The organism is Cytobacillus sp. FSL R7-0696 (assembly GCF_038006865.1).
GTDB lineage: Bacteria > Bacillota > Bacilli > Bacillales > Cytobacillaceae > Cytobacillus > Cytobacillus kochii.
The window spans coordinates 162,300-185,417 of record NZ_JBBOWA010000001.1 but is presented as its reverse complement, the minus strand read 5'-3'; the positions used below and the strand labels follow the sequence as shown (position 1 = coordinate 185,417).

Below are 23,118 nucleotides of genomic sequence, written 5' to 3'. Positions count from 1 at the left end.
TTATTGATGAAGTATAATCCTATAATAATAGAAATTTTCTTGCTAGGAACATAAGGTGGAGATGTTATGAAAAGGGAAAAAACACCATTTTTATGGTTGAAAAACATAATAAAGAAATTGCATATATGGCAGGTAATATTATTACTCCTATCACTGGGGGTCCTTTTTGGTTTAATCTATATCATTCCATTTGCAACAAACAATGATATTGAAGGTCTAAATAGTCAATTAAGCAAGCCAACGATTATTTATGATAAAAATGGTGAAGTAGCTAGTAAGGTTTCTGCTAACAAAAATGAAGGAGTAGCCTTTGAAGAGATACCGGAATCACTCATACACGCTGTTATTGCTATTGAGGATCATCGTTTTTTTCAACATGAAGGCGTCGATTATCAAGGGATTGGCCGCGCTTTTTTAACCAATATACGAGCTGGCAGAATTGTTGAAGGCGGAAGCACAATCACTCAACAACTTGTAAAAAATGAACTTCTAACTGCAGAAAAATCATATGACAGAAAGCTTCAGGAGTTTTTTATAGCTAGAGAAGTAGAACACCAATATAGTAAAGAAGAAATACTACAAATGTATTTGAATAGAATTTATTTTGGTGAGGGTGCGTATGGGGTGAAAAAAGCAGCTAATAAATACTTTGCTAAAGATTTAGACGAATTATCTTTAAGTGAATCTGCAATGTTGGCTGGTTTAATTAAAGCACCTTCTGCGATTAATCCATACAATGACAAACAAAAGGCAATAGCAAGAAAAAATCTTGTTTTAAAGCAAATGAAGCAACATGGATATATTAGTGAAGAGGAAATGAATCAGGCAATAAATGTAGAAATGAGTTTTAAAGAAGGGGAAGCTGATCCAATGAAAGGAAAGTACCCTTATTATGTTGATGCTGTTCTGGAAGAAGCAATGAATCGATATGATCTCTCATTAGATGAGTTGTTAACGCAAGGTTATCAAATATTTACCGAATTAGATCCTAGTATGCAAGCTGATATAGAGTCTACTTATCAAAATGATGCCATTTTTCCTTCAACAACAGGGGAGCGTCCGGTTCAAAGTGGGATGATATTAATGGATCCTGAAACTGGTGGAATTCGTGCTTTAGTTGGTGGGAGAGGTGAGCATACGCTCCTTGGACATAATAGAGCCATTCACCCTGTGGGAGAACCAGGTTCAACGATGAAACCGATTATTCCTTATGCTGCTGCAATTGAAGCTGGATGGGAAAATACAGATATGTTGAAAGATGAGAAATTATCATTCGGTGAGTATGCTCCCAATAATTATAATAACCAATATTTAGGTGAGGTGCCAATGTATGAGGCTGTGATGCATTCTATCAATTTACCGGCTGTATGGTTATATAATGAAATAGGTATAGATAGAGGAAAGAAGATGGCCGAGCAATTCGGCATCCCGAAGAATGTATTGGATGGAGGCCTAGCTCTTGCTTTGGGTGGGACAAGCCGTCCTGTGTCTCCTAAAGTGATGGCTGAAGCTTATAGTGTTTTTGCTAATGGTGGTAAGAAAGAAGAAGCTCATACAATTATTGAAATAAAAACCCAATCTGATGAGCCTTTCGTTCAATGGGAAAGTAAGAAGGAAACAGTAATCTCTGAACAAACAGCAAATCAAGTGACAGCAATGCTATTAGGTGTCGTCGATTATGGTACAGGGAAAGCTGCTAAAATTGATGGAGTTGAAATCGCAGGGAAAACTGGTTCAACACAGTTAGGGATTGAAGGTTTAAGTGGAACAAAGGACCAATGGTTTGTTGGTTATACTCCTCATCTAGTAGGTGCCATCTGGGTTGGCTATGATCAAAGTGATCGTAATCATTATTTGACGACGAGTAGTAGTGAAGGCACAGCGCCGATTTTCAAGGAAGTAATGGGAAAAGTACTGCAAGGAAAACCGATTGAAAGCTTTAATGTCAATAAAATCGATGATGAATATAAAAAGAAGCAACGTAACAAGGAGAAAAAGGAACAGAGGGATGAAATAAGAAACTGGTTAGAAGATAAAAGGAATCAGTTTTTTGACTGGTTTAATTAAACATGATATATAAAGGGAAATAAGAAAATCTACTATTCTCATGGAGAATATTTCTTATTTCCCTATACTTTTACTGAATAAGAAATCTTATACATGAACACTTCTGTTCAATAATAAACTTTTAGGCTCGGCGGTAAAGTGAACATCATCTGTACACAACGTTTTAATTTGATTAAGTATTTCTTCTGGCTCAGTACCTTCCACAATCACTTTCAATTCGTCTTTCGGGCGGACCATCATCAGAAAGGTTACGAGTTTTGACAAGTGAGAAGGTATCACTACATTATGTTGATAAAGAAAGTAAATTGTGCCGTCGTATTTAGATGCAGTTTGGTATATAGCGATCATTTTCTTTATAGTTAATGATTTTTCAAATTTTAAACTGGAAGAGATAATTTTTCTATTCATGATATGTAACTCCTTTTAAAAGAATTTAATAAAAAATTACCCCTTTATTTTTAAGTTAAACATTTTATAAATAGAATGTTTTACGTTTAATCATTCTTGAATTTATTAATAGAAAAGTCGAATAACTTGATTCTGTTGATTAGGAATGTAAAACTAAGGATGGAGCTTTTATCAACCTATTTTAAAATGTTTTGAATTAGGAAAGTAATAGATAGACAGGAATTTTTGGGAGGTAGTAAGATGACTGAATATCGTGTAGAAAAAGATACGATTGGTGAAATGAAAGTGCCTGCTGAAAAATATTGGGGTGCACAAACAGAAAGAAGTCGCAATAATTTCAAAATAGGTATTGAAAAAATGCCATTAGAGTTAATTTATGCTTTTACTACGATTAAACGCTCAGCAGCGATAGTCAATCATGAATTAAATAAGTTATCAGCAGAAAAGAAAAATGCAATTGTTGCAGCGTGTGATGAGGTGTTAGCTGGAAAATTTGATGAACATTTCCCTTTAGCTGTATGGCAAACAGGCAGTGGAACGCAAACAAATATGAATGTGAATGAAGTAGTGGCAAGACGGGCAAATGAATTATTGGATAATGAAGATATTTCCATTCACCCAAATGATGATATAAACATGTCGCAAAGTTCTAATGACACTTTTCCAACAGCGATGCATATTGCAGCACTGAACAGTGTGGATAAACATTTAATTCCTGCGCTTATTCGTTTAAAGGATGTCATTCTACAGAAGGAAAACGATTTTGCAGATATCGTAAAAATAGGAAGAACTCATCTTCAAGATGCAACTCCGCTTACATTAGGACAAGAAATAAGCGGTTGGCGTTATATGTTAGAGAAGGATGAGCGCCTTATCAATGAAGCGAAACTAGCGCTAGGGGAACTGGCTATCGGTGGAACTGCCGTCGGAACAGGTATTAATGCTGACCCTTCGTTTGGTGATAAGATGGCTAGTGAGATTTCTAAATTAACGAAGCTGTCGTTCACTTCTTCTCCTAATAAATTTCAAGCACTAACAAGTCATAGTGAGATTGTGCATCTGCATGGAACTTTAAAAGGTTTAGCTGCAGATTTAATGAAGATTGCTAATGATGTTAGATGGCTTGCGAGTGGACCAAGAAGTGGGATTGGAGAATTAACGATACCTGCAAATGAACCAGGAAGTTCAATTATGCCAGGAAAAGTAAACCCAACACAAAGTGAAGCGTTGACAATGATTTCAAGTCAAGTTTTTGGAAATGATGCAACGATAGGCTTTGCTGCCAGTCAAGGCAATTTTGAATTAAACGTCTTTAAGCCAGTAATCATTTTTAATTTGCTTCAAAGTATTACATTACTTAGTGATGGGATGAATTCATTTAATAAAAATTGCATTGTTGGTTTAGAAGCTAATACTGAAAAAATCTCTCTGTTTGTCAATCAATCCCTCATGTTAGTGACAGCTTTAAACCCCCATATCGGGTATGAAAAAGCAGCTGAAATTGCTAAGTTAGCTTTTAAAGAGGAGCTAACATTGAAGGAAGCAGCATTAAAATCAGGATATATTACTGAAGATCAATATGATAAATGGGTCGTACCAGAAAAAATGATCTAAACAAATAAAGCCCCCTAGGTGATAGGGGGCAATTCCATATTATTAAGTTTTGCAGCTTAGAACTTTCCGCCACCAAGTTGTTGTTCAGCCATTTGAACAAGACGCTTAGTGATTTCTCCACCTACAGAACCGTTCGCACGAGATGTTGTTTCAGCGCCAAGGTTAACTCCGAATTCACTTGCAATTTCGTACTTCATTTGATCTAAAGCTTGAGCTACTCCTGGTACTACTAATTGATTTGAAGATTGGTTTGCCATAATGTGTTTCCACTCCTCTAAATTTTTTTTTGGCTGGGTTAGTTGGCATTGAACCAACGCAATTTTCTTTGCACCATATTTGGTTTAACCCATCGATAGTAGAAGTTTTAAGCGTGTTTGCCGCTTGTAATAGTTATTATGGTTGATATTTAAAAGATTATGCTTGAATATTTTTAGGGAATTATTTCCTTATAAATGTTTTGTTGTCTTTTTATTGTGCATAGGGAGGAACAGTAGAAACATGATATAATATAAATCATCAATTTAATCGTCATTAAAAATTATTGCATATGCTTTTACATTCGCTTACACAGATGATTAATGATGACCCTAATCATTGAAAATGAGGTTAGAAGGTGAATAAATGGATTATACAGAGGATATGAAAAACAGGCTTAAAAGATTAGAAGGTCAAATGAGAGGCGTATTACGGATGATGGAAGAAGAGCAACATTGTAAAGATGTCGTTACTCAGCTTTCAGCTATTCGCTCGGGCGTTGACCGAACGATTGGTTATGTTGTCGCAAAGAATTTGGAAGCTTGTATAAGAGAAGCAAATACAGAAGGTAGAAATGCAGAAGAAGCGATACAACAAGCTGTTAATATGATTGTGAAAAGTAGGTAAGGTGTTTTTTGTGTAAAAGGAAAGGAACGATTGCTCACAATCGTTCCTTTCTAGTCTATTCTTCATCACAGCAATGCGGAGGTTGTTCTTTTTCTAGTTCTCTTGCTTCTTCGATATTCGTATGTCCTCCACTAACATGCACAGTACCTCCGGACATCCCTTCGTTAATATAACGATCAACATCGAGAAAGGCTTCATCGCGTCCTTCATATGGTAAATCTTTTTCTAAATCGTCTTTTTTGTTTGCCATAATTGAACCTCCCTAATTTCAGAAGAATGGTTCATATTCTTCCACAATTCTTTACCGGTCATACACATGGTAAAGCATGAGTTCGTGAATATGGCTTTTTAACTTGTCTTCATGATTTTGGTCCGGAACAGTGGATAACCATTCAATTTTTCCATCACGATGATATATACCTAAATACTTTTTGCCATGATGAAAAAAAGAAAATTTCCATCCTGGTAATTCTTTGTTTTCATATAATGATTGAAATTGAAAATGTGAAATCATGATTATTCCCCCTTATTCTCATTTTAACTTGAATAGAGGAGTTCTGAAATGAAAATAAACATCATTTAATAAGGAAAAGTGGGAAAACCGCTTAATTGCATACATAAGTGACAGATTGCTTTTATTCGTTTGTTTTCAATATGCTCTTCATCAAAACTCATAGGCTTGGAATTAACCTCATACAAGTAGAATTTACCGTTCGCACCCACACCTATATCTAATGAGAATTCTCCGAATAAACCAAGATGTTCATTTAATAAATGCCCCACCTCCTGTATGATTGAATTGAAAAATTTATAGTCTTCTTCTTTAGCAAATAGTTCATAAGGTAATATCTTTCCACCATTAGGTACATGTGTTGTGACTTGTTGGTGACTGCTAGATTGCCTTATACCAATGCCAGAAATGACAAAATTGTTTTTCTCTTTATGCGATAATATTCTGAAATCGTATCTTGATCCATCATATAATGCTGGTTCAATTGCTTCTTGTATGATATATGGGTCCTTAGCTAAATGAACTTTTAACTCATTCCATAATTCGTTTAAGGACGCGAACTCTTTTGTTAGATGAACTCCTTCCATTAAGTAGTGATTTTCCTGTGGGAAAATTCGGTATATTCCTTTTCCCTTTGCACTACTAACGGGTTTGATATATATTTTTTGTTTGTCTTTCATCCAATCATGTAGCATTTCTTCAGAAGTTAATAACGAAGTTTCTGGTAATAAAGGTTTTAATGAGGAAGATTCCTTTAATAAATGATGCATTTCCAATTTATTAATAAAACAGGGATTGAAAAATGGGATATTATGTTTTTGTAAGAACGATGTAAGTGCAGTAAAATCAGTTTCCTTTTCTAGGTTGCGAAAAGGAATACGGTTATATATGACATCAGGTAACGGGGATGAGACCTGTATCCATTTTCCTAGAGATGGATGAAATGTATAACCAGTTACAAGTGATACGCCAAAATCATCTGGCGTAAAGACAATGGGTAATGCGCCTATTTTTGAAAATTGTTGTACAAGAGATAAAAATAGCGGACCATTGCCCGCTAATTTTTTGTTTTTTCCTTTGCTTGTTAAGATTCCTATAATTGGACCGATTCGGTGAGAATCTTCATTTAATGAGAATGGCACCCATTTTTTTGAATAATGAAAGAGTTTTTCCGTTTTTATTTTATTGTTTCCAAACATTTTTTCCTGCGCATGATACCACTTTTGAGATAAAGGGTCATAGTAGGTAGTAGTCATCTAAACAATGCCTCAGGGCTTTTCATTGCTTGTTCTGTTAGGTAGATACTATATGCTAAAGAAAGTTTCCGTGTTAAGAAATCAAATTTTTTCATACTTGGATGTGTAAAGATTGAACGTCCTGGTTTTGAATTCGCTTCAAAAAACCAAACTTTTCCCGAGTGGTCTATGCCTAAGTCAAAGCCTATTTCTGCGACAAGACCTTCCATATTGTTTTCTATTGCTTCGCTTAACTTTAAGGAAGCTGTTTGCAATTTATTTGCAATTTCTTCTCTTTCAATTGGATCTTCGAAAATTTCATCTAATGATTGAATCGTACCTCCACTTTTTACATGGGTTGTAACACTACCATTTCCAGCTACTTTTGCTGCACAAGCAGTAACATTCCATTGTCCTGTTGAATCTTTATTCGTGTGTAACCGAAAATCAATGGCGCATTTCTCTTTCTTCAACAGATATATACCCTGTTGGATAATCATTCTTTCGAGGTTTTTACCTGCAAAAATATGTTTCATTAACCCTTCTAGACTAGAGAATTTCTTTAGTTTATTCAAACCGGCTTTTAAATCTCTGTACCGACAATAATAAGCACTGTCTTCTCTGTTATAAATAATCTGATGAATACCTAATCCCAAACTGCCATTCATTGGTTTAAGGTATATATGGCCATACTTGGCGAGCATGTTTTCGATGGCGGAATAAGAACTAAACGGCTGTGTTTCAGGTAAATACTCCGAAATTTCCTCGACTTGAAACAAACGATCATAAATATCCATTTTGTTAAAAAAACCTGGATTATACCAAGGAATTAAATATTCTTGTTCTAGTCGTGATTTTACTTCTTTTTGTTGTTTTTGCCGTTCACTTTTTCTATTTGGAAGACGATCATAGATGACGTTTGGAAAAGGCACTTCAATTGTCTTCCACCCATTTTGTAAATAGAATAAACCTTGTATAGTACCTGAATCCCAATTGATATGCCTCTCTCCAAATACAAAAGGAAGTGCACCGACACTAGTACTTACAGATAAGAGTTTAGAAAAAATAATAGAGCGATCACCGATAGGCCGCATGGGAAATGATGTGAACCCTGACGTGAAAATGCCAACAAGGGGTCCAATGGTTAATGTTTCATCATGTATAAAAATATGAAGAGGATGCTTGACATAAGGGAAGAAAATATCTTTAGCGAGATCCTCACTGATGGTGATTGCTTGTTTTGAGCTTGGTTGTTGCTTGAATTTAGCATTAATGGTAACTGTACCGAAATTTAATTTGTAAAGGGCAGTATTTAGATTTATATGGTTTGGCAAGAATACACAGCCTTTATTATCTGATGTGATCTCTATCATAAATGTTTGATTCATCATTTTTTCACTTCCTTTCAGCTATTGCCCGTTGTGATAATAGATAATCTCCATACTTAAATGGAGAAGTGTAAAGGACATTTGCTAATTGTGGATTTGTTTGTAAGACCAATTTCCTGCCAGGTTTAGAGTTAATATCAAGAATCCAGATGCCACCTTCTTGATCAATTCCGATGTCAATACCTAATTCAAATAGTGTTGAAAAGCATGATTCCATAATTGAGGGAAGAATAATTAATATTTCCTTTAATTCTTCCTGTAAAAACGACTTTTGGTTTTTTGGAATACTATCTAACCAATGCTCATAGGAAGAAGTTGTTCCACCGGCACTTAAATTAGAAATAATGCCATTTTCATGGCCAGTTCGCATGGCTCTTGCTTGTTCTTGCCATTCACCGTTAGCATCCTTTTGCAGAAAAACGCGTAAATCAAAGGGGCGATTCTGTTCATCAACGAGTAATAAGAAAGGTTGGATTAGATATTGATATCTCTTTGTCAGCCTCTCTAACCAGACCGTTGCTTTATGAATGGGAAGCGTTTGTTGAATTTGCTTTGAGCCTTTGTCAGTTTTGATAATCATTGAGTCACCTTCGATTGAGATAACATAAATCCCGACACCTTGTGACCCATTTACTGGTTTTAATACGAGTGGTGACTGTTTTTTTAACTGTTTTATGAAAGATTTCGCTGAAGTGAAAGGATCTGATTGCAGTAAATATGGAGCGAGTCTAGAATGTTTTAGGGCATCATATATTTCAAGCTTATTTGGAAGTCCTTGACCTAAGAATTGGGTCTTACCACTCTTTTTTAACCAATTTGTTATGACTTTGCATTTTTTTGAATGATCATCTTCTTGATAAAAACAACGGTCATATAACAGTTCAGGTAATGGAAAAACAGTAGACTCCCATTGTTCGGTTTCTTCATTAAATAGCTCTCCATTTACTTCATTATTGTGTGGTAGGATGTTTTTCGGAATAAAACGAAAGCACTGATAGCCGTGATGTTTAGCTTGTGAAGCAATAGCTGTTATATAGGTCCTTTCACTTGTTTCGTAAAGTGTCATAATACCAAGTGTTTTCATGCTGGTTTTTCCTCCTTATTGTCTTGTTGAAAAAGCTAGAAAAGTACAGTACTCTACAAGTGCTCTTGCAGAAGGTCTAATCTGATTGAATTCAAATTCACCATCAATTTGCTTAGATGGTTTAGAATTTGCTTCAATCATCCACAATTGCCCCTCATAATCAACGCCTATATCAATGCCAAGTTCACCGTATAGGCCAAATGTTTTTTGATCAATCATCGTGCATAGTTCTATAGAAATTTCTTTCATTAACGCCAATAGTTGTATTGCCGTGGTTTTATCAAATAGTGTAGTGAGGAGTGCTAGTGGTTTTCTCATTTCCCCGCCTTGGGCAAGATTGGAAACAAATTGTTCTGCATTAGAGATTCGGGCTACAGCAGAGGTAACTTTCCAAATGTTTTGCCTATTTTTATGACATAGAATGCGAAAGTCAATCGGTCTTTTGTTGAGTTGAATGAGCGCTATGCCTTCTTGGATAATATAGTTACTTGTACTATGCTCTTTCTCGAATTGGGATATGAAGCTATCAATATCATGGAATGGGTGGATTTTTTTTGCCTTTTTCCCTGATGAGTAACCCACGGTGTACACATCTTTATTTTTACGTATGTGAATAATTTGTTTTCCTTGACTACCATTTACAGGCTTTATGAAGATAGATGGATACTTTTCTATAAAATAAAGTAACTGTTCTTTCGAATAAACATCTGTTTCTGGTAAATAGGTACGTAAATGGGTTTCGTCGAATAAGAAATCATATACATCTTTCTTTGATAAAAATTGTTCATTAAAAAAAGGGATGGCATTTTTATATAGTAAATTTTTAAGGTTTGTAAAGCTAGGTGAGCTTTCAATCTTTCTAGAATGAACGCGGTTATAAATAACATCAGGAAGTGGCAGTAGTTGTTTCTTCCATTCACCCTCGATATTTAGATAACCATGGACTTCTGTTTCTTTAATATCTTTGGGATGACAAACATAAGCAATTCCTCCTAAAAGTTCGACAGTTTGATTGATTTCTTGGCAAAATTGATGGATGGTGCGAAAATGTGGAGGAGATTGATCTGCCATTTCAAAAAAGTCAGTCATGATAGCAATAATTGGCCCGAGTGACAATACCTTGCTTTGAACAATATAATTAACAAGCATAAGGTGCCCTTCAAGTGGTATATTGAAATAATCGAATACAGATTGACTAATGAACAGTTCCTTTTCATCTACTTGACGATAAATGAGGCGTATGGTTAATTGTTTTTGCCCTAATGATAAACGGATATGTTCCTCATTAGAAATTAGTAAATGTTTTGCTAATGCAGGGTTGAGCGCTAGAACCATCTTATTTTCATACGGAAGTACTCTCATTTTAATATTAGTATATCGTGACATCATTAATCCCCATTTGCTCGCACGAAGCGAGTAATTATATAATAAATCTAGGCGAATGCTGATACGCTATCTTATGAATGGCAAGATAAATTGGTGCGATTGCACAAAGAATTTGGTGAAAGAAGAAAGGTAGAGAGCGGAATGACAGAAATTTTTACGACCCTACTTATCATGGTTGCTACTGGTGCCATCATTGGAGGAGTTACAAATTATTTAGCTATTAAAATGATATTTAAGCCTTATAGGGCGATTTATATTGGGAAATGGCGTCTTCCTTTTACTCCAGGTTTGATTCCTAAACGTAGAGGTGAGATGGCCGAACAAATGGGTAAGCTTGTCATTAATCATTTGTTAACACCAGAAGGGATACAAAAGAAACTACAAAATGAACGTTTTCAATCAATGCTGACACAATTTGCTGTTGTAGAAGTAGAAAAGAAATTGAAAACAGAAGAAACGTTAGAGCAACTGTTGGCACAAATAGATATAAACGAACCTGCAAAAATGGCTGAGGATAAGATTGGTGCGTTCTTAGAGGTGAAATATGAGAATTGGATGCGTACAAATCAAGATGTAGCAATGAAAGAAATCTTGCCACAAAAACTGGTAGGTAAAGTGGAGGAACAGTTGCCCCAACTAAGCAACTGGATTGTACAGTCAGCAAAGAATTATTTCGCAAGTGAAGAAGGAAAAGAAAGTATTCAAAGGATGGCCGATGATTTTGTCCAAAAACGAAGTGGTATGATTAAAAGTATGCTACAAATGTTTTTAGGCAATGTGAAATTAGGGGAAAAACTACAACCTGAAATCATAAAATTCTTAAATCATCCTGGAACAGAGGAGCTTTTAACATCACTCCTTAGAAAAGAATGGCGAAAATTATTAGATAAAAATATTGCTGAGTTTGAAAGTAAAATAGGAAGAGATAGCCTCCTTTCAATCATAAAGCAAACGGTGTTTCGATTTGTTCAAGTTCATGAAATATTTCAAATGCCAATTAGTCAATTAACAGCAACAATAAGACCTTATATTATTACTGAACTTATCCCGAAAGCAACAGTAGGAATAAGTAAAATATTGGCTGATAGAATATCTGTTTTAATGGAAAAAATGAAGCTCAATGAAATTGTAAAGGAACAGGTAGACTCATTTTCTGTTGAAAGGTTAGAGCAAATGGTGTTCTCGATTATTAATAAGGAATTAAGAATGATTACATTTCTTGGAGCCTTACTCGGCGGTCTAGTAGGTGTGTTTCAAGGTATTACTGCCATATGGATATTATAAATGCTTATATTTTATAGGTTTTCCCTCGATTTTACTTCCATTGTCTGTTATAGTGGGGGAAGTCTATGAAAAGGAAGTGTTCAATTTGGCAAATAATTTACAAGACGCAGCAATCGAATTAGAAAAAGCAATCCGTGAAAGCAATGAATATCAAAGCTTAAAGGATTCTTATGATAAGGTGAATGCAGATCCATCAGCTAAATCAATGTTTGATAACTTTAGAAATATTCAAATTCAGTTACAACAGAAGCAAATGTCTGGTCAAGAAATCACACAAGAAGAAGTAGATCAAGCGCAAAAAACAGTTGCCCTTGTACAACAACACGAACTGATTTCTAAACTTATGGCAGATGAACAAAAAATGAGCGAAGTTATCACAGACTTAAATAAAACAATCATGAAACCTCTCGAAGATTTATACGGCGCTGCCGAGTAATTCATGAGTAATAGACTTAGTTCTATTTCATAAAAGCACAACCTTGCTTTCAATAGCAAAGTTGTGCTTTTTTTCGTGCGCAAATGTAAAAACCTCTAGGTTGTTACGGCTAATATACAAATACGAATGTCGCGGATTTTTGATGAAAAAAAGAATAAGGAACAGCAGGAAACGTAAATAATTTTAAAACGCAAAGAGAACAGACTTCTTTATCTCTATTCTTCCTGTTCTATTTTCTGTTGCGGATACATAAAAGTGTCATAAGGACAATTTTCATCCAGAATAGGGGGCAAAAAGATGATTTATCGTCTCTTAGCTATAAATATTGATGGTACCCTTCTTCAAAGTAATGGAAGGCTGCATAAATCAACAAAGGAAGCAATCGAATACGTCCAGCAAAAAGGAATTTATGTGACGTTAGTAACAGCAAGAAGTTTTCCATCGGCTAAGAAAGTGGCTAAAGCATTAAAATTAAATTCCATCCTTGTGACATCAGCTGGAGCTTATACAGCGGATAAATTGGAACAACCAATTGAAGTGAAACGCATCAAAAAAGAAGTAACCTTTGATATTGTACGCTTATTAGAAGGATTCCCTTGTCAAATAAGACTTGTGCATGAAAAGTTTTCACTAGCAAATAAGACAAAAACAAATAATAATATCCTCGCTAAAACGGTGTTCTCAACAGGTGATCCTGTTTTTTATTCCCATCAGTTTGTTGAGTCCCTGAGTGAAAATTTGCTAGAAGATCCAGTTAAGCCACCAAAAATTGAAATTTACTTTGAAAATAACGATGATCTTATACATGCCAAAAAAGCATTAGATGTCATGTATGATGAGGAAATTGCTATTACCCAACTAAATGACTCTCGTTTAGATATTGTCCCTTATGGTGTATCCAAATGGAATGGTTTACTCAGATTAAGTAAGGAACTTGGTATTGCACCGCAAGAAATTGTAGCCATTGGAGATGGCTATGATGATTTGCAGATGATTGAAGGTGCGGGTTTAGGTGTAGCGATGGGGAATGCCCCTCATGTCTTAAAAAAGCAAGCTGATTGGGTAACAAGAACAAATGATGAACATGGTGTAACATATATGGTAAAAGAGCATTTTCGCAAACAACATCCCATCCAATTTTTAAGGAAAATGAATCTCTTGAAGTAAAGTAGAAGCTCTGAAGGTGGTAGAACGGTTGCTACCTTCAAAGCTTCTTATTCGTATTCATTAATTTAAGGGGGGTTGGTCTTTTAGTAGCATAGCCCAAATATAGCGAACAAAATGATATACTAAAATACAAAACGACCTGTGAATGGAGATTGACCCGTAAGGTCTTTTTTTTGTAAACTTAAAGAAGTTTGATGAAGAGAAAGTATAAAGGTGATTAACAATGAATATATCTATTTTAGGTTTGAATGATAACCGTTATATAAGACCATTGCAGTTAATTGGTAATTTGTTTTTTGAAGAATGCTCTGTAAAACTTGATAAAAATGAAGGTGCAGATGTAGTAGTATCTTTCCACTATGAAGTAAGTGAAGAGATTAACATGAGTGTTCAGCTTACTACAAGCGAGGAAGAAGTCTTTACCGCTAACTATAGAAAGCATCTTAAGGCGTTTGAGACAGAAAAGGAATTCTTTAATCAATTAAAGTATGCAGCTTCCCATGTGTATTTATCTGTATTACAAGATTGGACAGGTATTGTGCAGAAATGGGGCATATTAACAGGAATAAGGCCAACAAAGCTTTATCATCGTCATATGATGTCTGGAAGTAGTAAGGAAGATGCTCATCACGCTTTGAAAAAAGATTATTTGATTTCAGATGAAAAAATTAATCTAATGGAAAAAATCGTTGCACGACAATTAACGGCGATTCCTGACCTTTATGATTTAAAAAAAGAAGTCAGTATCTATATTGGCATTCCCTTTTGCCCAACAAAATGTGCTTATTGTACATTCCCTGCTTATGCAATTGGAGGTAAACAAGGTAGAGTCGATTCCTTCTTAGCTGGTCTGCATTATGAAATGAGACATATGGGAGAATGGTTAAAGGAAAATGGGATCAAAGTGACAACCGTATATTATGGTGGAGGTACGCCAACAAGTATTACAGCAGAGGAAATGGATCTTCTATATGAAGAAATGTATGAGTCGTTTCCAGATGTGAGTCACATTCGGGAAATTACGGTCGAGGCAGGTAGACCGGATACGATTACTGCAGATAAGTTAAATGTACTAAAAAAATGGAATATTGATCGTATCAGTATCAACCCACAATCTTATACGCAGGAAACGTTAAAAGCGATTGGTAGGCATCATACGGTTGAGGAAACAATCGATAAGTTCCACCTGGCGAGAAGTATGGGTATGAACAACATTAATATGGATTTAATCATTGGCTTACCAAATGAAGGCACAACAGAGTTTGCACACTCATTAAATGAAACAAAGCAGTTACTACCCGAGTCACTGACTGTCCATACATTATCTTTTAAAAGAGCTTCTGAAATGACAAAGAACCGGCAGAAATATAAGGTTGCAGATCGTGAAGAAGCAGAAAGAATGATGAATATGGCAGAAGAGTGGACGGCTGAACATCATTATGAGCCCTACTATTTATATCGTCAAAAAAATATTTTAGGAAATTTAGAAAACGTTGGCTATGCGTTACCGAAACAAGAAAGTCTCTACAATATTATGATTATGGAAGAAATGCAAACGATTATCGGAATTGGCTGCGGGGCAGCAAGTAAGTTTATCCATCCTGAGACAGGTAAAATTACTCATTTTGCAAATCCGAAAGACCCTAAATCCTACAATGAAAGTTTTGTTGAATACACGGATAAAAAAATCGCTATGTTAAATGAGCTCTTTAATATTGAGGCAAACTCTATATAAGCAGAATAATGTGAGCTGTACCTAGGTTAGAGGTGCAGCTTTTTTGTTTGTGAAAATAGACTAGATTTAATTATGGCAACTTTAATAGAGGATTTTAGTAAAAAAACAAGAATGTAATAGGTACAAAAGCGCATATACATCTATGATAATGTAAACGGTTACTATAAGGGAGGCGATTGGTGATGAATCATTCTTCGTTGACGATGGCACAGATGATAACAAGAGCAGAAACGTTTTTCGCAAAAAAAGAGGTTGTATCTAGAACAGCAGGTGGTATTCAAACATTTACGTATAAGGAAATGGCAGAACGAACACGAAGACTTGCTTCAAGTTTACAAAGGCTTGGTATTAAAAGAGGGGAGAAGGTAGGGACATTTGCTTGGAATCACCACCGCCATCTGGAAGCATATTTTGCGATTCCCTGTAGTGGAGCGGTGTTGCATACAATTAATATTAGACTCTCATCTCAGCATATCACCTATATTATTAATCACGCAGAAGATAAAATTCTCCTCATAGATGAAGAGTTAGTTCCATTAATTGAACAATGTAGGGACGAACTTTCCAATGTAAAAGCATTTATCATTATGAGTGACCATAAGGAACCTCCAACTACAACTTTATCTCCAGCATATAATTATGAAAGTCTACTAGAAGAGGCAGATCCCAATTATCAATATCCCGATGATCTAGATGAAAATGACCCGGCAGGGATGTGTTATACTTCCGCGACCACCGGAAATCCTAAAGGCGTCATTTACTCTCACCGGGCAATTGTGCTCCATAGCTTAGCATTAGGTTTAGCGGATAGTGTTGGTGTAAGTGAAAAAGATATTGCCCTACCTATCGTCCCGATGTTTCATGTCAATGCATGGGGCTTACCTTTTGCAGGTGTGTGGTTTGGCACAAAATTGATCATGCCTGGACCTGCATTTACGCCTAAATTAATTGCCGAACTAATAGAAGAATATAAAATTACAATTACTGCAGGTGTCCCAACTATTTGGCTTGGATTATTGAAGGAATTGCAAGCGAAAAAATATGATTTAAGTTCTTTAAGAAGCATTCTGTGTGGCGGATCTGCTGCACCAAAAGGCATGATTCGAGTGTTCGAAGAAAAGTATAAGATACCGTTTCTTCATGCTTATGGAATGACAGAAACAAGTCCACTCGCGACTGTCTCCAATTTGAAAAGCTATCAAGAAAATATAGATTTTGAAGAGAAACTGGAGTTAAGAAGCAAGCAAGGATTATTGGTTCCGGGATTAGAAATGAAAGTGATTGACGAAAAAGGGGTTGAAGTGGAGTGGGACGGAAAGCAGATGGGCGAGCTCTGCTTAAGAGGTCCGTGGATTGTAACCGAATATTATAATGACGAGAGGACTGCCTCTAGTTTTAAAGATGGCTGGCTTCATACGGGTGATGTTGTCACGATAGATGAAGAAGGACTTTTGAAAATTGTCGATCGCACGAAGGATTTAATAAAAAGTGGTGGGGAGTGGATTTCTTCTGTTGACATAGAAAATGCGCTCATGGCTAATGAAGCCATTTTTGAAGCTGCTGTTATTGGTATTCCGAGTGAAAAGTGGCAAGAGCGTCCATTAGCCTATGTTGTATTACATGAACAATATAAAGGGAAAGTAACAGCTGAAGAAGTGCTTCAGTCATTAAGCGCTCAATTTGCAAAATGGTGGATTCCAGATGATGTCATTTTTATTGATGAAATTCCCAAAACATCTGTAGGGAAATTTTTAAAACGTGATTTACGAGAGAAATATCAAATGGATAAAATTAATCAGTAATTATTTGCAATATGAAGAGTCATTCATTTTCTAGTAAAAAAACTCAATTATATTTGGAAAATAAAAAATATTTTATTTATAATAGAGGTATCCAAACTTAAGGAGGAAAATGAATGGCGCTTGATTTTGATACAAAGACCGTTAATTATTCGATTGAGGGAAGAGTGGCGCATGTGGAAATGAACCGGCCTGAGTCATTAAATGCACTAAATGTGGAAATGATTCATGAGCTGGCTGCTGTTATGAAAGAGTTAAGTAATTTAGAAGAAATAGATATCGTTGTTTTGAAAGGGGCGGGTAGAGCATTCTCCTCAGGCGGAGACATTAAAACGATGCTGATGGATGCGAATGAAAACGATTTCCCCGTTGTAATGGATGCGATTAATGAGTTAGTTGTTACATTGTATAGTATGCCTAAAATCACCATTAGCGCAATAAAAGGTGCAGCTGCAGGGCTCGGATTAAGTTTAGCTTTAGCTACGGATTTCATTTATGCTCATAAGGATAGTAAATTAGCGATGAACTTTATTGGTATAGGGTTAATCCCGGACGGTGGTTCCCACTTTTTCCTTGAAAGTAAGTTAGGGCCCGACCAAGCAAAGCACCTCATATGGGAAGGGAAACCGATGGCAGCTGAAGAAGCATGGGAGAGAGGACTTGTTCATGAAGTCGTAGATGATCTTGACGAAGCAGTAAATAAAAAAGTGTACCATCTGAGTCATCTTCCAATCCTTGCGATGATTAAAACAAAAAAAATACTGACAGATAAGAATCGCCCATTATTATTAAAATTATTAGAGCTCGAAAAAAGTGGTCAAGCACAAATGAGGAAAACAGCTGATCATAAAGAAGGCATAAACGCTTTTATTGAAAAAAGGCAGCCTCGATTCACAGGGAAATAACAGGAATGAAAGACACGCATGTTTTATCAGAAACATGCGTGTCTTTATTTGATACGTGGTGTATAGTATAACCTGAGGTCTACCGGTGAAATAATATAAGCTTTCCTGCTGGAGAAGAGCAACGATGTGTTTTCTCTTCTAATCCTTTTTCTTTCAGGAGGTTTTCTCCGGTCACCTTGGCTTCTTGATCATTTGCTGATTCGAATGATTCGTCAAGAATTTTTTCACCGGTTGGTTCGAATGCCGTTAATTTATAAGTTTTCATCATAAAGACTCCTTGTAATGTAGTTGAATATTCCGATATTTAATTATATTTTGGCATAATTCCATCAATCTTGCAAAAAGAAACATCCTTATTTAATGAATCTTTTTTAGTTTTATACCGTAAATAAATGAAAGGGAGGGACAAAATTTATATGTCTTTAAAATTAGAAAATGTTACGAAGAAGTTTGGTCAATTTACCGCAGTAGATGATATATCTATAGAAATACCTGAAAAGGAAATGTTTGGTTTTTTAGGAGCGAATGGTGCTGGAAAGACGACTACTTTTCGAATGATTTTAGGGTTAATTGATGCAACCAAAGGAAACATCAGTTGGCAAGGTAAACCCATTAATTATTCAGTGAGTGGTCAAATTGGTTATTTACCTGAAGAGCGTGGGTTATATCCAAAATTACAAGTAAAAGAACAACTTGTATACTTAGCAAGGCTAAGAGGGATGGATAAACAATCTGCCTTAAAGGAGTTAGACAACTGGCTTGATCGCTTTAAAGTACCGGATTACAAAACAAAAAAGGTAGAGGAGCTTTCAAAAGGGAATCAACAAAAGATACAATTTATATCTAGTATTTTACATAAACCTAAACTATTGATTCTTGATGAGCCGTTTAGCGGGCTAGATCCAGTAAATGTAGAGCTGCTAAAAGACGCAGTTGTAGACTTGAAAAATAGTGGTACATCAATCGTATTTTCTTCCCACCGCATGGAACATGTTGAAGAGTTATGTGAGCATCTTTGTATCATGCAAAAAGGTAGACCAGTCGTACATGGTGAATTGAAGGAAATTAAGCGTTCTTATGGAAAAAAAACATTAATCATTCATGGTGATTTTTCGATGGCTTTTTTACAAGACCATCCTGCTGTGAAGAAATTTAAAATGACAACAGAAGGGGTGCATCTGCAAATTGAAAATGAATTGGCAGCTGACGATATACTAAAAGATATTGTTGGCAAAGGATTTATTCGCAAGTTTATGCTTGAAGAACCATCTTTAAATGATATCTTTATCGAAAAGGCAGGTGCTTCTTATGAGTAATTTTTGGACAATTCTATGGCATACATATTGGACAAAAATAAAAACAAAGTCTTTTCTTATTACGACAATCATTACGGCACTTTTATTTGTGCTGTTAGCCAATATTACAACCATTATCGATACTTTTTCAAATGAAGAAACACCGAAAGTGGCAGTGATAGATGAAACAAACAGTTCCATCCAAGCAATAGAACGCATAGAGGCATATACATCGGAGGAAGTTATCTTAGAAAGTGTACAACAGTCAGAAGCTGAAGTGGACGAGAAGGTGATATCTGGGGAATTTACAGGTGCACTTTACTTAACTTCTAACGGTGAAGATCTCATTAACGGTGAATATAAATCCTTGAGTATAGCTGACACTACTATCTCTAGCTTATTGCAAACAGCTTTGCAGCAAATAAAGACGGAATTAACTGCAGAGAGTATAAATTTATCACCAGAGCAATTGCAAACATTGTATGCACCTGTATCGTTTGAGACGACTGCACTTGAGGAAAATGCGAAGTCTCAAGAAGAATTAAGTCAGGCAAGAGGTCTTGTTTATGTGGTCTTATTTTTAATTTATTTTGCTGTCATCATGTATGCGAGTATGATTGCTAATGAAGTGGCAACTGAAAAGTCATCTAGAATCATGGAAATTCTTATATCAAGTACCCCACCTGTTCAGCAAATGTTTGCTAAGATACTCGGAATCGCTCTGTTGAGTGTGACACAAATGCTGATTTTAGGTTCCATTGGTTTCTTTGCATTGAGAGAAAGCATGTCTAAGCTTGAAGGTGGCTGGTTCGAAGCGTTTGGGTTTAGCAACTTATCACTTGGTATATTGGTTTATGCAGCCATCTTTTTCTTATTAGGCTATTTTTTATATGCGACCCTAGCCGCTTTTCTTGGGTCTTTAGTTAGTCGGATTGAGGATGTTCAACAAATGATTATGCCAATGACGATGTTAGTAGTTGTGGGCTTTTTACTCTCAATGTATGGTCTATCTAACCCAGATACAACTTTTATTACTATTGCCTCTTATATTCCTTTTTTCACGCCAATGCTGATGTTCTTAAGAGTAGGAATGCTTTCATTGCCGGTATGGGAACCAATATTAGGCATGGCCGTTCTTATTGTGACGACAATTATTTTGGCGATATTCGGTGCACGAGTGTATCGTGGCGGTGTTTTAATGTATGGTCGCTCATCTTCGTATAAAGATATTAAAAAAGCGATACAATTAACGAAGAAAGAAAAATAAGTAGTTATTTACATTCAAGCTTCTCATACTTGTGTATGAAGAAGCTTTTTTAGCAAAAAAGAATTGATAAATGTAGTAGTGACCAATTTACATTTATTAAAATAATGATAAGACAACTAATCTGCGGGCTATGCTAATGTTTATTTATCGGTTCGTAACAACCTTCCTACTTTATTGAAAAAGAGGCAGTGAAGCAAAATAAAATAATGACAAATGTAACTATTTGCTTTTTGCCTTTCTTGACATACTTACACTAACAAGGCGAAAGGGTGTGAGCGGATGATTGCCTCACTAAATGGGATTGTGAAACGTTATGATTCGAAACTAGTGTTGGACTACATTGATTTGGATATAAATGAGGGTCAAATTATTGGTTTACTTGGTCCTAATGGAGCGGGAAAATCAACATTAATTAGATGCCTAACAGGAATGGAGACAGTTAATCAAGGGAATGTTACGTTATTTGGGGATGGAAAAAAACCATTTCAGAATAAAAATAAAGAAAAAATTGGTTTAGTCACGCAGGAAATATCGATATTTCCAGAATTAACAGCACAGGAGAATGCGAACTTTTTTGCCGGAATTTACGGGTTAAAAGGGGAAGTGAGAAAAAGAAGGGTGGCAGAGGCCTTAGCGTTTGTTGGATTAGCAGAACATACAAAGGGAAGGGCACAAAATTTTTCTGGAGGAATGCAAAGGCGGCTGAATATTGCATGTTCCTTAGTTCATGATCCTAAGTTTTTAATTATGGATGAGCCGACGGTGGGGATAGATCCTCAATCGCGAAACCATATTTTGCAAGCTGTAAAGAAATTACAAAGAAACGGAACGACTATTCTATATACAACGCATTATATGGAAGAGGTTGAGGCGATTGCCTCAGAGGTTGTGATATTAGATAAAGGGCAAATCATTACAAGAGGAACAGTTCAAGATTTGATTCGCAACATTCAGCATGAAGAGAGAATCAAGGTAGAAGTAAGTCATCCTGAAGAAGTCTCTTTGGAGAGTATTCAGGCACTGCCAGATGTAAAACAAGTCATTAAAGATGGGAATCAAATTTTGGTTGTATCTTCTGCTAATTCAGGACACCTTGACCGTATTTTAACGATTATAAAAGAGGACTCTGGTGTTGTCGGCATTAATGTAGAAAAAGCAAATTTAGAGGATGTTTTCTTAACTTTGACTGGAAGAACCTTAAGGGATGGAGGTAGTGCATGATGCGTGTCCTAAGAACCATTCCTTATACAGTGATTCGAATGAGTAGAGACTATATTACGCTATTGTTGCTCTTAGTTGTTCCGATTATCCTTATTACCATTTTTTACTTCGTATTAGGAGACTTAAAAAATCAATACGGTGATCCTGCGTTCTATGATACAGCACAGTTAATGACACTCGTGTTTCAATTGTTCGGCGGTTCAATCGTGATTGCTCATATTCAAGATGATTTATTTTCTCCAAGACGGCAACGTTTAATGGTGGCGCCGATGAGTCGACCTTTTTATGCTCTCTCAATCTCCTTATGTGGCATGTTATATTCCATTTTTCTGGGTTTTTTGTTATTTCTATTTACAGGAATAGGCTTAAAGGTGGAGTGGGGTAATGGATTTTGGGTAATGTACATCATTGGCTTATTGGCTGTACTATCAAGCCTTGTAAGTTTAATTCTTATTTTTGCTGTAAAGAACTTTAAATTAGCAGAACGGTTAAGTGAAGTGTATGGCATTGGATGTATTGTGTTGGCAGGATTGTTTTTTCCAATTCCTGATTATAAGGTTATCACATTCATTAATGAATACCTTAATCCTTTATTGTTAGCTGCTAATGCAATTGGCTATGCACAAAGCAATTTATTTCCTGATGCTTATATTTATATGTTTCGGTTAGGAGTCGGAATTGTAATTACTTTTATTATTGTGTTTGTGCTCGGTAGGAGGAAGATTTAAATGACTGTTTTCCACTTTGTACTGAAGAGAAGTATTGCGAATAAAACAAGTTTGTTGATTCTATTTCTCTTTCCAGTTGTTGCGATCTTTCTGCCATCAGGAGAGTATTGGCCACATCTTCCATACGGATATCAATATTTTGGTATTTTTATTTTGTTTATTAGTTTGAAGCTCTCCGGATTAATTTTAGAAGATAGAATGAGAGGAATTGCTAAAAAGGTATCAATTGCCCCCATCAGTCATTTTAGTTATCTAGCACAGAATTTGCTAGCGTATTTTTCCATTTTAATATTACAATGTCTGATTTTAGTTTTTGGAGGCGTATTAGTTGGGAAAGAACTTTATCAGCCTTTTTGGTTATTCATTTTATTTATTACATTTAGTATGGCATCGATTGCCTTTGCACTAATGTGGATTTCATTTTTTCGTAATAAAGAAATATCCATGTTAATTTTTATGTCAATTATCAGTGTCATTGCTTTAATCGGTGGCGTCTTGATTCCAATTGAGTTGTTACCTGAAATTTTACAAAAAATAGCGATTATGTTGCCGACTTTTTGGCTAGCTTGGGGAATAGATTGGGTTGTTTTTGGTGGCGAACTGAAGGAGTTTCTGCTTGTGAATGGAATGCTTATTTTGTATATGTTTTTATTTTTAATTACAGGAAGTGTGAAAAAATTGCATTGATAGCTGAGGAGAGGTGTGC

At 35.7% G+C, this 23,118-nt stretch carries 23 protein-coding genes; 14 read left to right on the top strand and 9 right to left on the bottom strand.

Annotated elements, in window-relative coordinates; translation table 11 throughout:
- The first annotated feature begins 66 nt into the window (after positions 1 to 66).
- Positions 67 to 2,067, top strand: a complete 2,001-nt coding sequence (locus MKX29_RS00920) for a transglycosylase domain-containing protein (RefSeq protein WP_341103431.1) — start codon at positions 67 to 69, stop codon at positions 2,065 to 2,067.
- Between the two features lie 87 nt (positions 2,068 to 2,154).
- On the opposite strand, the gene MKX29_RS00915 is transcribed toward MKX29_RS00920, so the two are convergent.
- A complete protein-coding gene (locus MKX29_RS00915) occupies positions 2,155 to 2,475 on the bottom strand; it encodes an HPr family phosphocarrier protein (protein WP_224939091.1) in 321 nt (106 codons plus the stop codon).
- Positions 2,476 to 2,715: 240 nt separating this feature from the next.
- Between MKX29_RS00915 and fumC the strand changes: the two genes are divergently transcribed.
- Positions 2,716 to 4,089, top strand: a complete 1,374-nt coding sequence (gene fumC, locus MKX29_RS00910) for a class II fumarate hydratase (protein WP_341103428.1) — start codon at positions 2,716 to 2,718, stop codon at positions 4,087 to 4,089.
- Between the two features lie 56 nt (positions 4,090 to 4,145).
- Here the strand turns inward: fumC and MKX29_RS00905 are convergent, their stop codons facing one another.
- Entirely contained in the window at positions 4,146 to 4,346 is a 201-nt protein-coding gene (locus MKX29_RS00905; RefSeq protein ID WP_157733752.1) for an alpha/beta-type small acid-soluble spore protein, read from the bottom strand.
- A 364-nt stretch (positions 4,347 to 4,710) separates the two neighbouring features.
- Here MKX29_RS00905 and MKX29_RS00900 point away from each other — a divergent pair, with 364 nt between their 5' ends.
- Positions 4,711 to 4,971 carry a metal-sensitive transcriptional regulator gene (locus MKX29_RS00900; RefSeq protein ID WP_224939093.1) on the top strand — a complete coding sequence of 87 codons (261 nt, stop codon included), beginning with the start codon at positions 4,711 to 4,713 and terminating at the stop codon, positions 4,969 to 4,971.
- A gap of 55 nt (positions 4,972 to 5,026) precedes the next feature.
- On the opposite strand, the gene MKX29_RS00895 is transcribed toward MKX29_RS00900, so the two are convergent.
- From MKX29_RS00895 to MKX29_RS00870, 6 genes are all read right to left on the bottom strand, one after another.
- Positions 5,027 to 5,221: a hypothetical protein gene (locus tag MKX29_RS00895; RefSeq protein WP_095369935.1), complete on the bottom strand. Its 195-nt coding sequence runs from the start codon at positions 5,219 to 5,221 to the stop codon at positions 5,027 to 5,029.
- A 51-nt stretch (positions 5,222 to 5,272) separates the two neighbouring features.
- Entirely contained in the window at positions 5,273 to 5,485 is a 213-nt protein-coding gene (locus MKX29_RS00890) for a YheE family protein (RefSeq protein ID WP_251161279.1), read from the bottom strand.
- Positions 5,486 to 5,550: 65 nt separating this feature from the next.
- Positions 5,551 to 6,738 carry a YheC/YheD family endospore coat-associated protein gene (locus MKX29_RS00885; protein WP_341103423.1) on the bottom strand — a complete coding sequence of 396 codons (1,188 nt, stop codon included), beginning with the start codon at positions 6,736 to 6,738 and terminating at the stop codon, positions 5,551 to 5,553.
- A complete protein-coding gene (locus tag MKX29_RS00880; protein WP_445662701.1) occupies positions 6,735 to 8,105 on the bottom strand; it encodes a YheC/YheD family endospore coat-associated protein in 1,371 nt (456 codons plus the stop codon). Before MKX29_RS00880 ends, MKX29_RS00885 begins: the two co-directional genes overlap by 4 nt.
- A 7-nt stretch (positions 8,106 to 8,112) precedes the next feature.
- The gene (locus MKX29_RS00875) at positions 8,113 to 9,189 is read right to left on the bottom strand and encodes a YheC/YheD family endospore coat-associated protein (protein ID WP_224939096.1); all 1,077 of its coding nucleotides are present in this window, start codon (positions 9,187 to 9,189) and stop codon (positions 8,113 to 8,115) included.
- A gap of 15 nt (positions 9,190 to 9,204) precedes the next feature.
- The gene (locus tag MKX29_RS00870) at positions 9,205 to 10,575 is read right to left on the bottom strand and encodes a YheC/YheD family endospore coat-associated protein (protein ID WP_341103415.1); all 1,371 of its coding nucleotides are present in this window, start codon (positions 10,573 to 10,575) and stop codon (positions 9,205 to 9,207) included.
- 141 nt (positions 10,576 to 10,716) lie between these two features.
- Between MKX29_RS00870 and MKX29_RS00865 the strand changes: the two genes are divergently transcribed.
- From MKX29_RS00865 to MKX29_RS00840, 6 genes are all read left to right on the top strand, one after another.
- Entirely contained in the window at positions 10,717 to 11,859 is a 1,143-nt protein-coding gene (locus MKX29_RS00865; RefSeq protein WP_251161282.1) for a DUF445 domain-containing protein, read from the top strand.
- 85 nt (positions 11,860 to 11,944) lie between these two features.
- On the top strand, positions 11,945 to 12,295 hold the full coding sequence (locus tag MKX29_RS00860; RefSeq protein WP_095369928.1) for a YlbF family regulator: 351 nt from the start codon (positions 11,945 to 11,947) through the stop codon (positions 12,293 to 12,295).
- A 297-nt stretch (positions 12,296 to 12,592) separates the two neighbouring features.
- Positions 12,593 to 13,462, top strand: a complete 870-nt coding sequence (locus MKX29_RS00855) for a Cof-type HAD-IIB family hydrolase (protein ID WP_281203058.1) — start codon at positions 12,593 to 12,595, stop codon at positions 13,460 to 13,462.
- A gap of 223 nt (positions 13,463 to 13,685) precedes the next feature.
- Positions 13,686 to 15,197 carry a coproporphyrinogen III oxidase gene (locus MKX29_RS00850; RefSeq protein WP_341103410.1) on the top strand — a complete coding sequence of 504 codons (1,512 nt, stop codon included), beginning with the start codon at positions 13,686 to 13,688 and terminating at the stop codon, positions 15,195 to 15,197.
- Positions 15,198 to 15,379: 182 nt separating this feature from the next.
- Entirely contained in the window at positions 15,380 to 16,999 is a 1,620-nt protein-coding gene (locus MKX29_RS00845; protein ID WP_341103408.1) for a long-chain fatty acid--CoA ligase, read from the top strand.
- A 113-nt stretch (positions 17,000 to 17,112) separates the two neighbouring features.
- Positions 17,113 to 17,901 carry an enoyl-CoA hydratase gene (locus MKX29_RS00840; RefSeq protein WP_224939102.1) on the top strand — a complete coding sequence of 263 codons (789 nt, stop codon included), beginning with the start codon at positions 17,113 to 17,115 and terminating at the stop codon, positions 17,899 to 17,901.
- A 79-nt stretch (positions 17,902 to 17,980) separates the two neighbouring features.
- Here the strand turns inward: MKX29_RS00840 and MKX29_RS00835 are convergent, their stop codons facing one another.
- Positions 17,981 to 18,166 carry a YhzD family protein gene (locus MKX29_RS00835; protein WP_095369924.1) on the bottom strand — a complete coding sequence of 62 codons (186 nt, stop codon included), beginning with the start codon at positions 18,164 to 18,166 and terminating at the stop codon, positions 17,981 to 17,983.
- 151 nt (positions 18,167 to 18,317) lie between these two features.
- On the opposite strand from MKX29_RS00835, the gene MKX29_RS00830 reads away from it, so the two are divergent.
- The 5 genes from MKX29_RS00830 (at position 18,318) to MKX29_RS00810 (ending at position 23,099) form a co-directional block, all read left to right on the top strand.
- Positions 18,318 to 19,217, top strand: a complete 900-nt coding sequence (locus tag MKX29_RS00830) for an ABC transporter ATP-binding protein (protein WP_224939103.1) — start codon at positions 18,318 to 18,320, stop codon at positions 19,215 to 19,217.
- On the top strand, positions 19,210 to 20,463 hold the full coding sequence (locus tag MKX29_RS00825; protein ID WP_281203057.1) for an ABC transporter permease: 1,254 nt from the start codon (positions 19,210 to 19,212) through the stop codon (positions 20,461 to 20,463). The genes MKX29_RS00830 and MKX29_RS00825 overlap by 8 nt, the downstream gene beginning before the upstream one ends.
- Before the next feature lie 279 nt (positions 20,464 to 20,742).
- The gene (locus MKX29_RS00820) at positions 20,743 to 21,684 is read left to right on the top strand and encodes an ABC transporter ATP-binding protein (RefSeq protein ID WP_251161285.1); all 942 of its coding nucleotides are present in this window, start codon (positions 20,743 to 20,745) and stop codon (positions 21,682 to 21,684) included.
- Positions 21,684 to 22,412, top strand: a complete 729-nt coding sequence (locus MKX29_RS00815; RefSeq protein WP_341103403.1) for an ABC transporter permease — start codon at positions 21,684 to 21,686, stop codon at positions 22,410 to 22,412. The genes MKX29_RS00820 and MKX29_RS00815 overlap by 1 nt, the downstream gene beginning before the upstream one ends.
- Positions 22,413 to 23,099: an ABC transporter permease gene (locus tag MKX29_RS00810; RefSeq protein ID WP_341103399.1), complete on the top strand. Its 687-nt coding sequence runs from the start codon at positions 22,413 to 22,415 to the stop codon at positions 23,097 to 23,099.
- Positions 23,100 to 23,118 lie beyond the last annotated feature (19 nt).

Bases quoted from the DNA above. Each gene is read 5' to 3' on its own strand.
- MKX29_RS00920 (WP_341103431.1), top strand. From the start codon at position 67: ATGAAAAGGGAAAAAACACCATTTTTATGGTTGAAAAACATAATAAAG.
- MKX29_RS00915 (WP_224939091.1), bottom strand. From the start codon at position 2,475: ATGAATAGAAAAATTATCTCTTCCAGTTTAAAATTTGAAAAATCATTA.
- fumC (WP_341103428.1), top strand. From the start codon at position 2,716: ATGACTGAATATCGTGTAGAAAAAGATACGATTGGTGAAATGAAAGTG.
- MKX29_RS00905 (WP_157733752.1), bottom strand. From the start codon at position 4,346: ATGGCAAACCAATCTTCAAATCAATTAGTAGTACCAGGAGTAGCTCAA.
- MKX29_RS00900 (WP_224939093.1), top strand. From the start codon at position 4,711: ATGGATTATACAGAGGATATGAAAAACAGGCTTAAAAGATTAGAAGGT.
- MKX29_RS00895 (WP_095369935.1), bottom strand. From the start codon at position 5,221: ATGGCAAACAAAAAAGACGATTTAGAAAAAGATTTACCATATGAAGGA.
- MKX29_RS00890 (WP_251161279.1), bottom strand. From the start codon at position 5,485: ATGATTTCACATTTTCAATTTCAATCATTATATGAAAACAAAGAATTA.
- MKX29_RS00885 (WP_341103423.1), bottom strand. From the start codon at position 6,738: ATGACTACTACCTACTATGACCCTTTATCTCAAAAGTGGTATCATGCG.
- MKX29_RS00880 (WP_445662701.1), bottom strand. From the start codon at position 8,105: ATGAATCAAACATTTATGATAGAGATCACATCAGATAATAAAGGCTGT.
- MKX29_RS00875 (WP_224939096.1), bottom strand. From the start codon at position 9,189: ATGAAAACACTTGGTATTATGACACTTTACGAAACAAGTGAAAGGACC.
- MKX29_RS00870 (WP_341103415.1), bottom strand. From the start codon at position 10,575: ATGTCACGATATACTAATATTAAAATGAGAGTACTTCCGTATGAAAAT.
- MKX29_RS00865 (WP_251161282.1), top strand. From the start codon at position 10,717: ATGACAGAAATTTTTACGACCCTACTTATCATGGTTGCTACTGGTGCC.
- MKX29_RS00855 (WP_281203058.1), top strand. From the start codon at position 12,593: ATGATTTATCGTCTCTTAGCTATAAATATTGATGGTACCCTTCTTCAA.
- MKX29_RS00850 (WP_341103410.1), top strand. From the start codon at position 13,686: ATGAATATATCTATTTTAGGTTTGAATGATAACCGTTATATAAGACCA.
- MKX29_RS00845 (WP_341103408.1), top strand. From the start codon at position 15,380: ATGAATCATTCTTCGTTGACGATGGCACAGATGATAACAAGAGCAGAA.
- MKX29_RS00840 (WP_224939102.1), top strand. From the start codon at position 17,113: ATGGCGCTTGATTTTGATACAAAGACCGTTAATTATTCGATTGAGGGA.
- MKX29_RS00835 (WP_095369924.1), bottom strand. From the start codon at position 18,166: ATGAAAACTTATAAATTAACGGCATTCGAACCAACCGGTGAAAAAATT.
- MKX29_RS00830 (WP_224939103.1), top strand. From the start codon at position 18,318: ATGTCTTTAAAATTAGAAAATGTTACGAAGAAGTTTGGTCAATTTACC.
- MKX29_RS00825 (WP_281203057.1), top strand. From the start codon at position 19,210: ATGAGTAATTTTTGGACAATTCTATGGCATACATATTGGACAAAAATA.
- MKX29_RS00820 (WP_251161285.1), top strand. From the start codon at position 20,743: ATGATTGCCTCACTAAATGGGATTGTGAAACGTTATGATTCGAAACTA.
- MKX29_RS00815 (WP_341103403.1), top strand. From the start codon at position 21,684: ATGCGTGTCCTAAGAACCATTCCTTATACAGTGATTCGAATGAGTAGA.
- MKX29_RS00810 (WP_341103399.1), top strand. From the start codon at position 22,413: ATGACTGTTTTCCACTTTGTACTGAAGAGAAGTATTGCGAATAAAACA.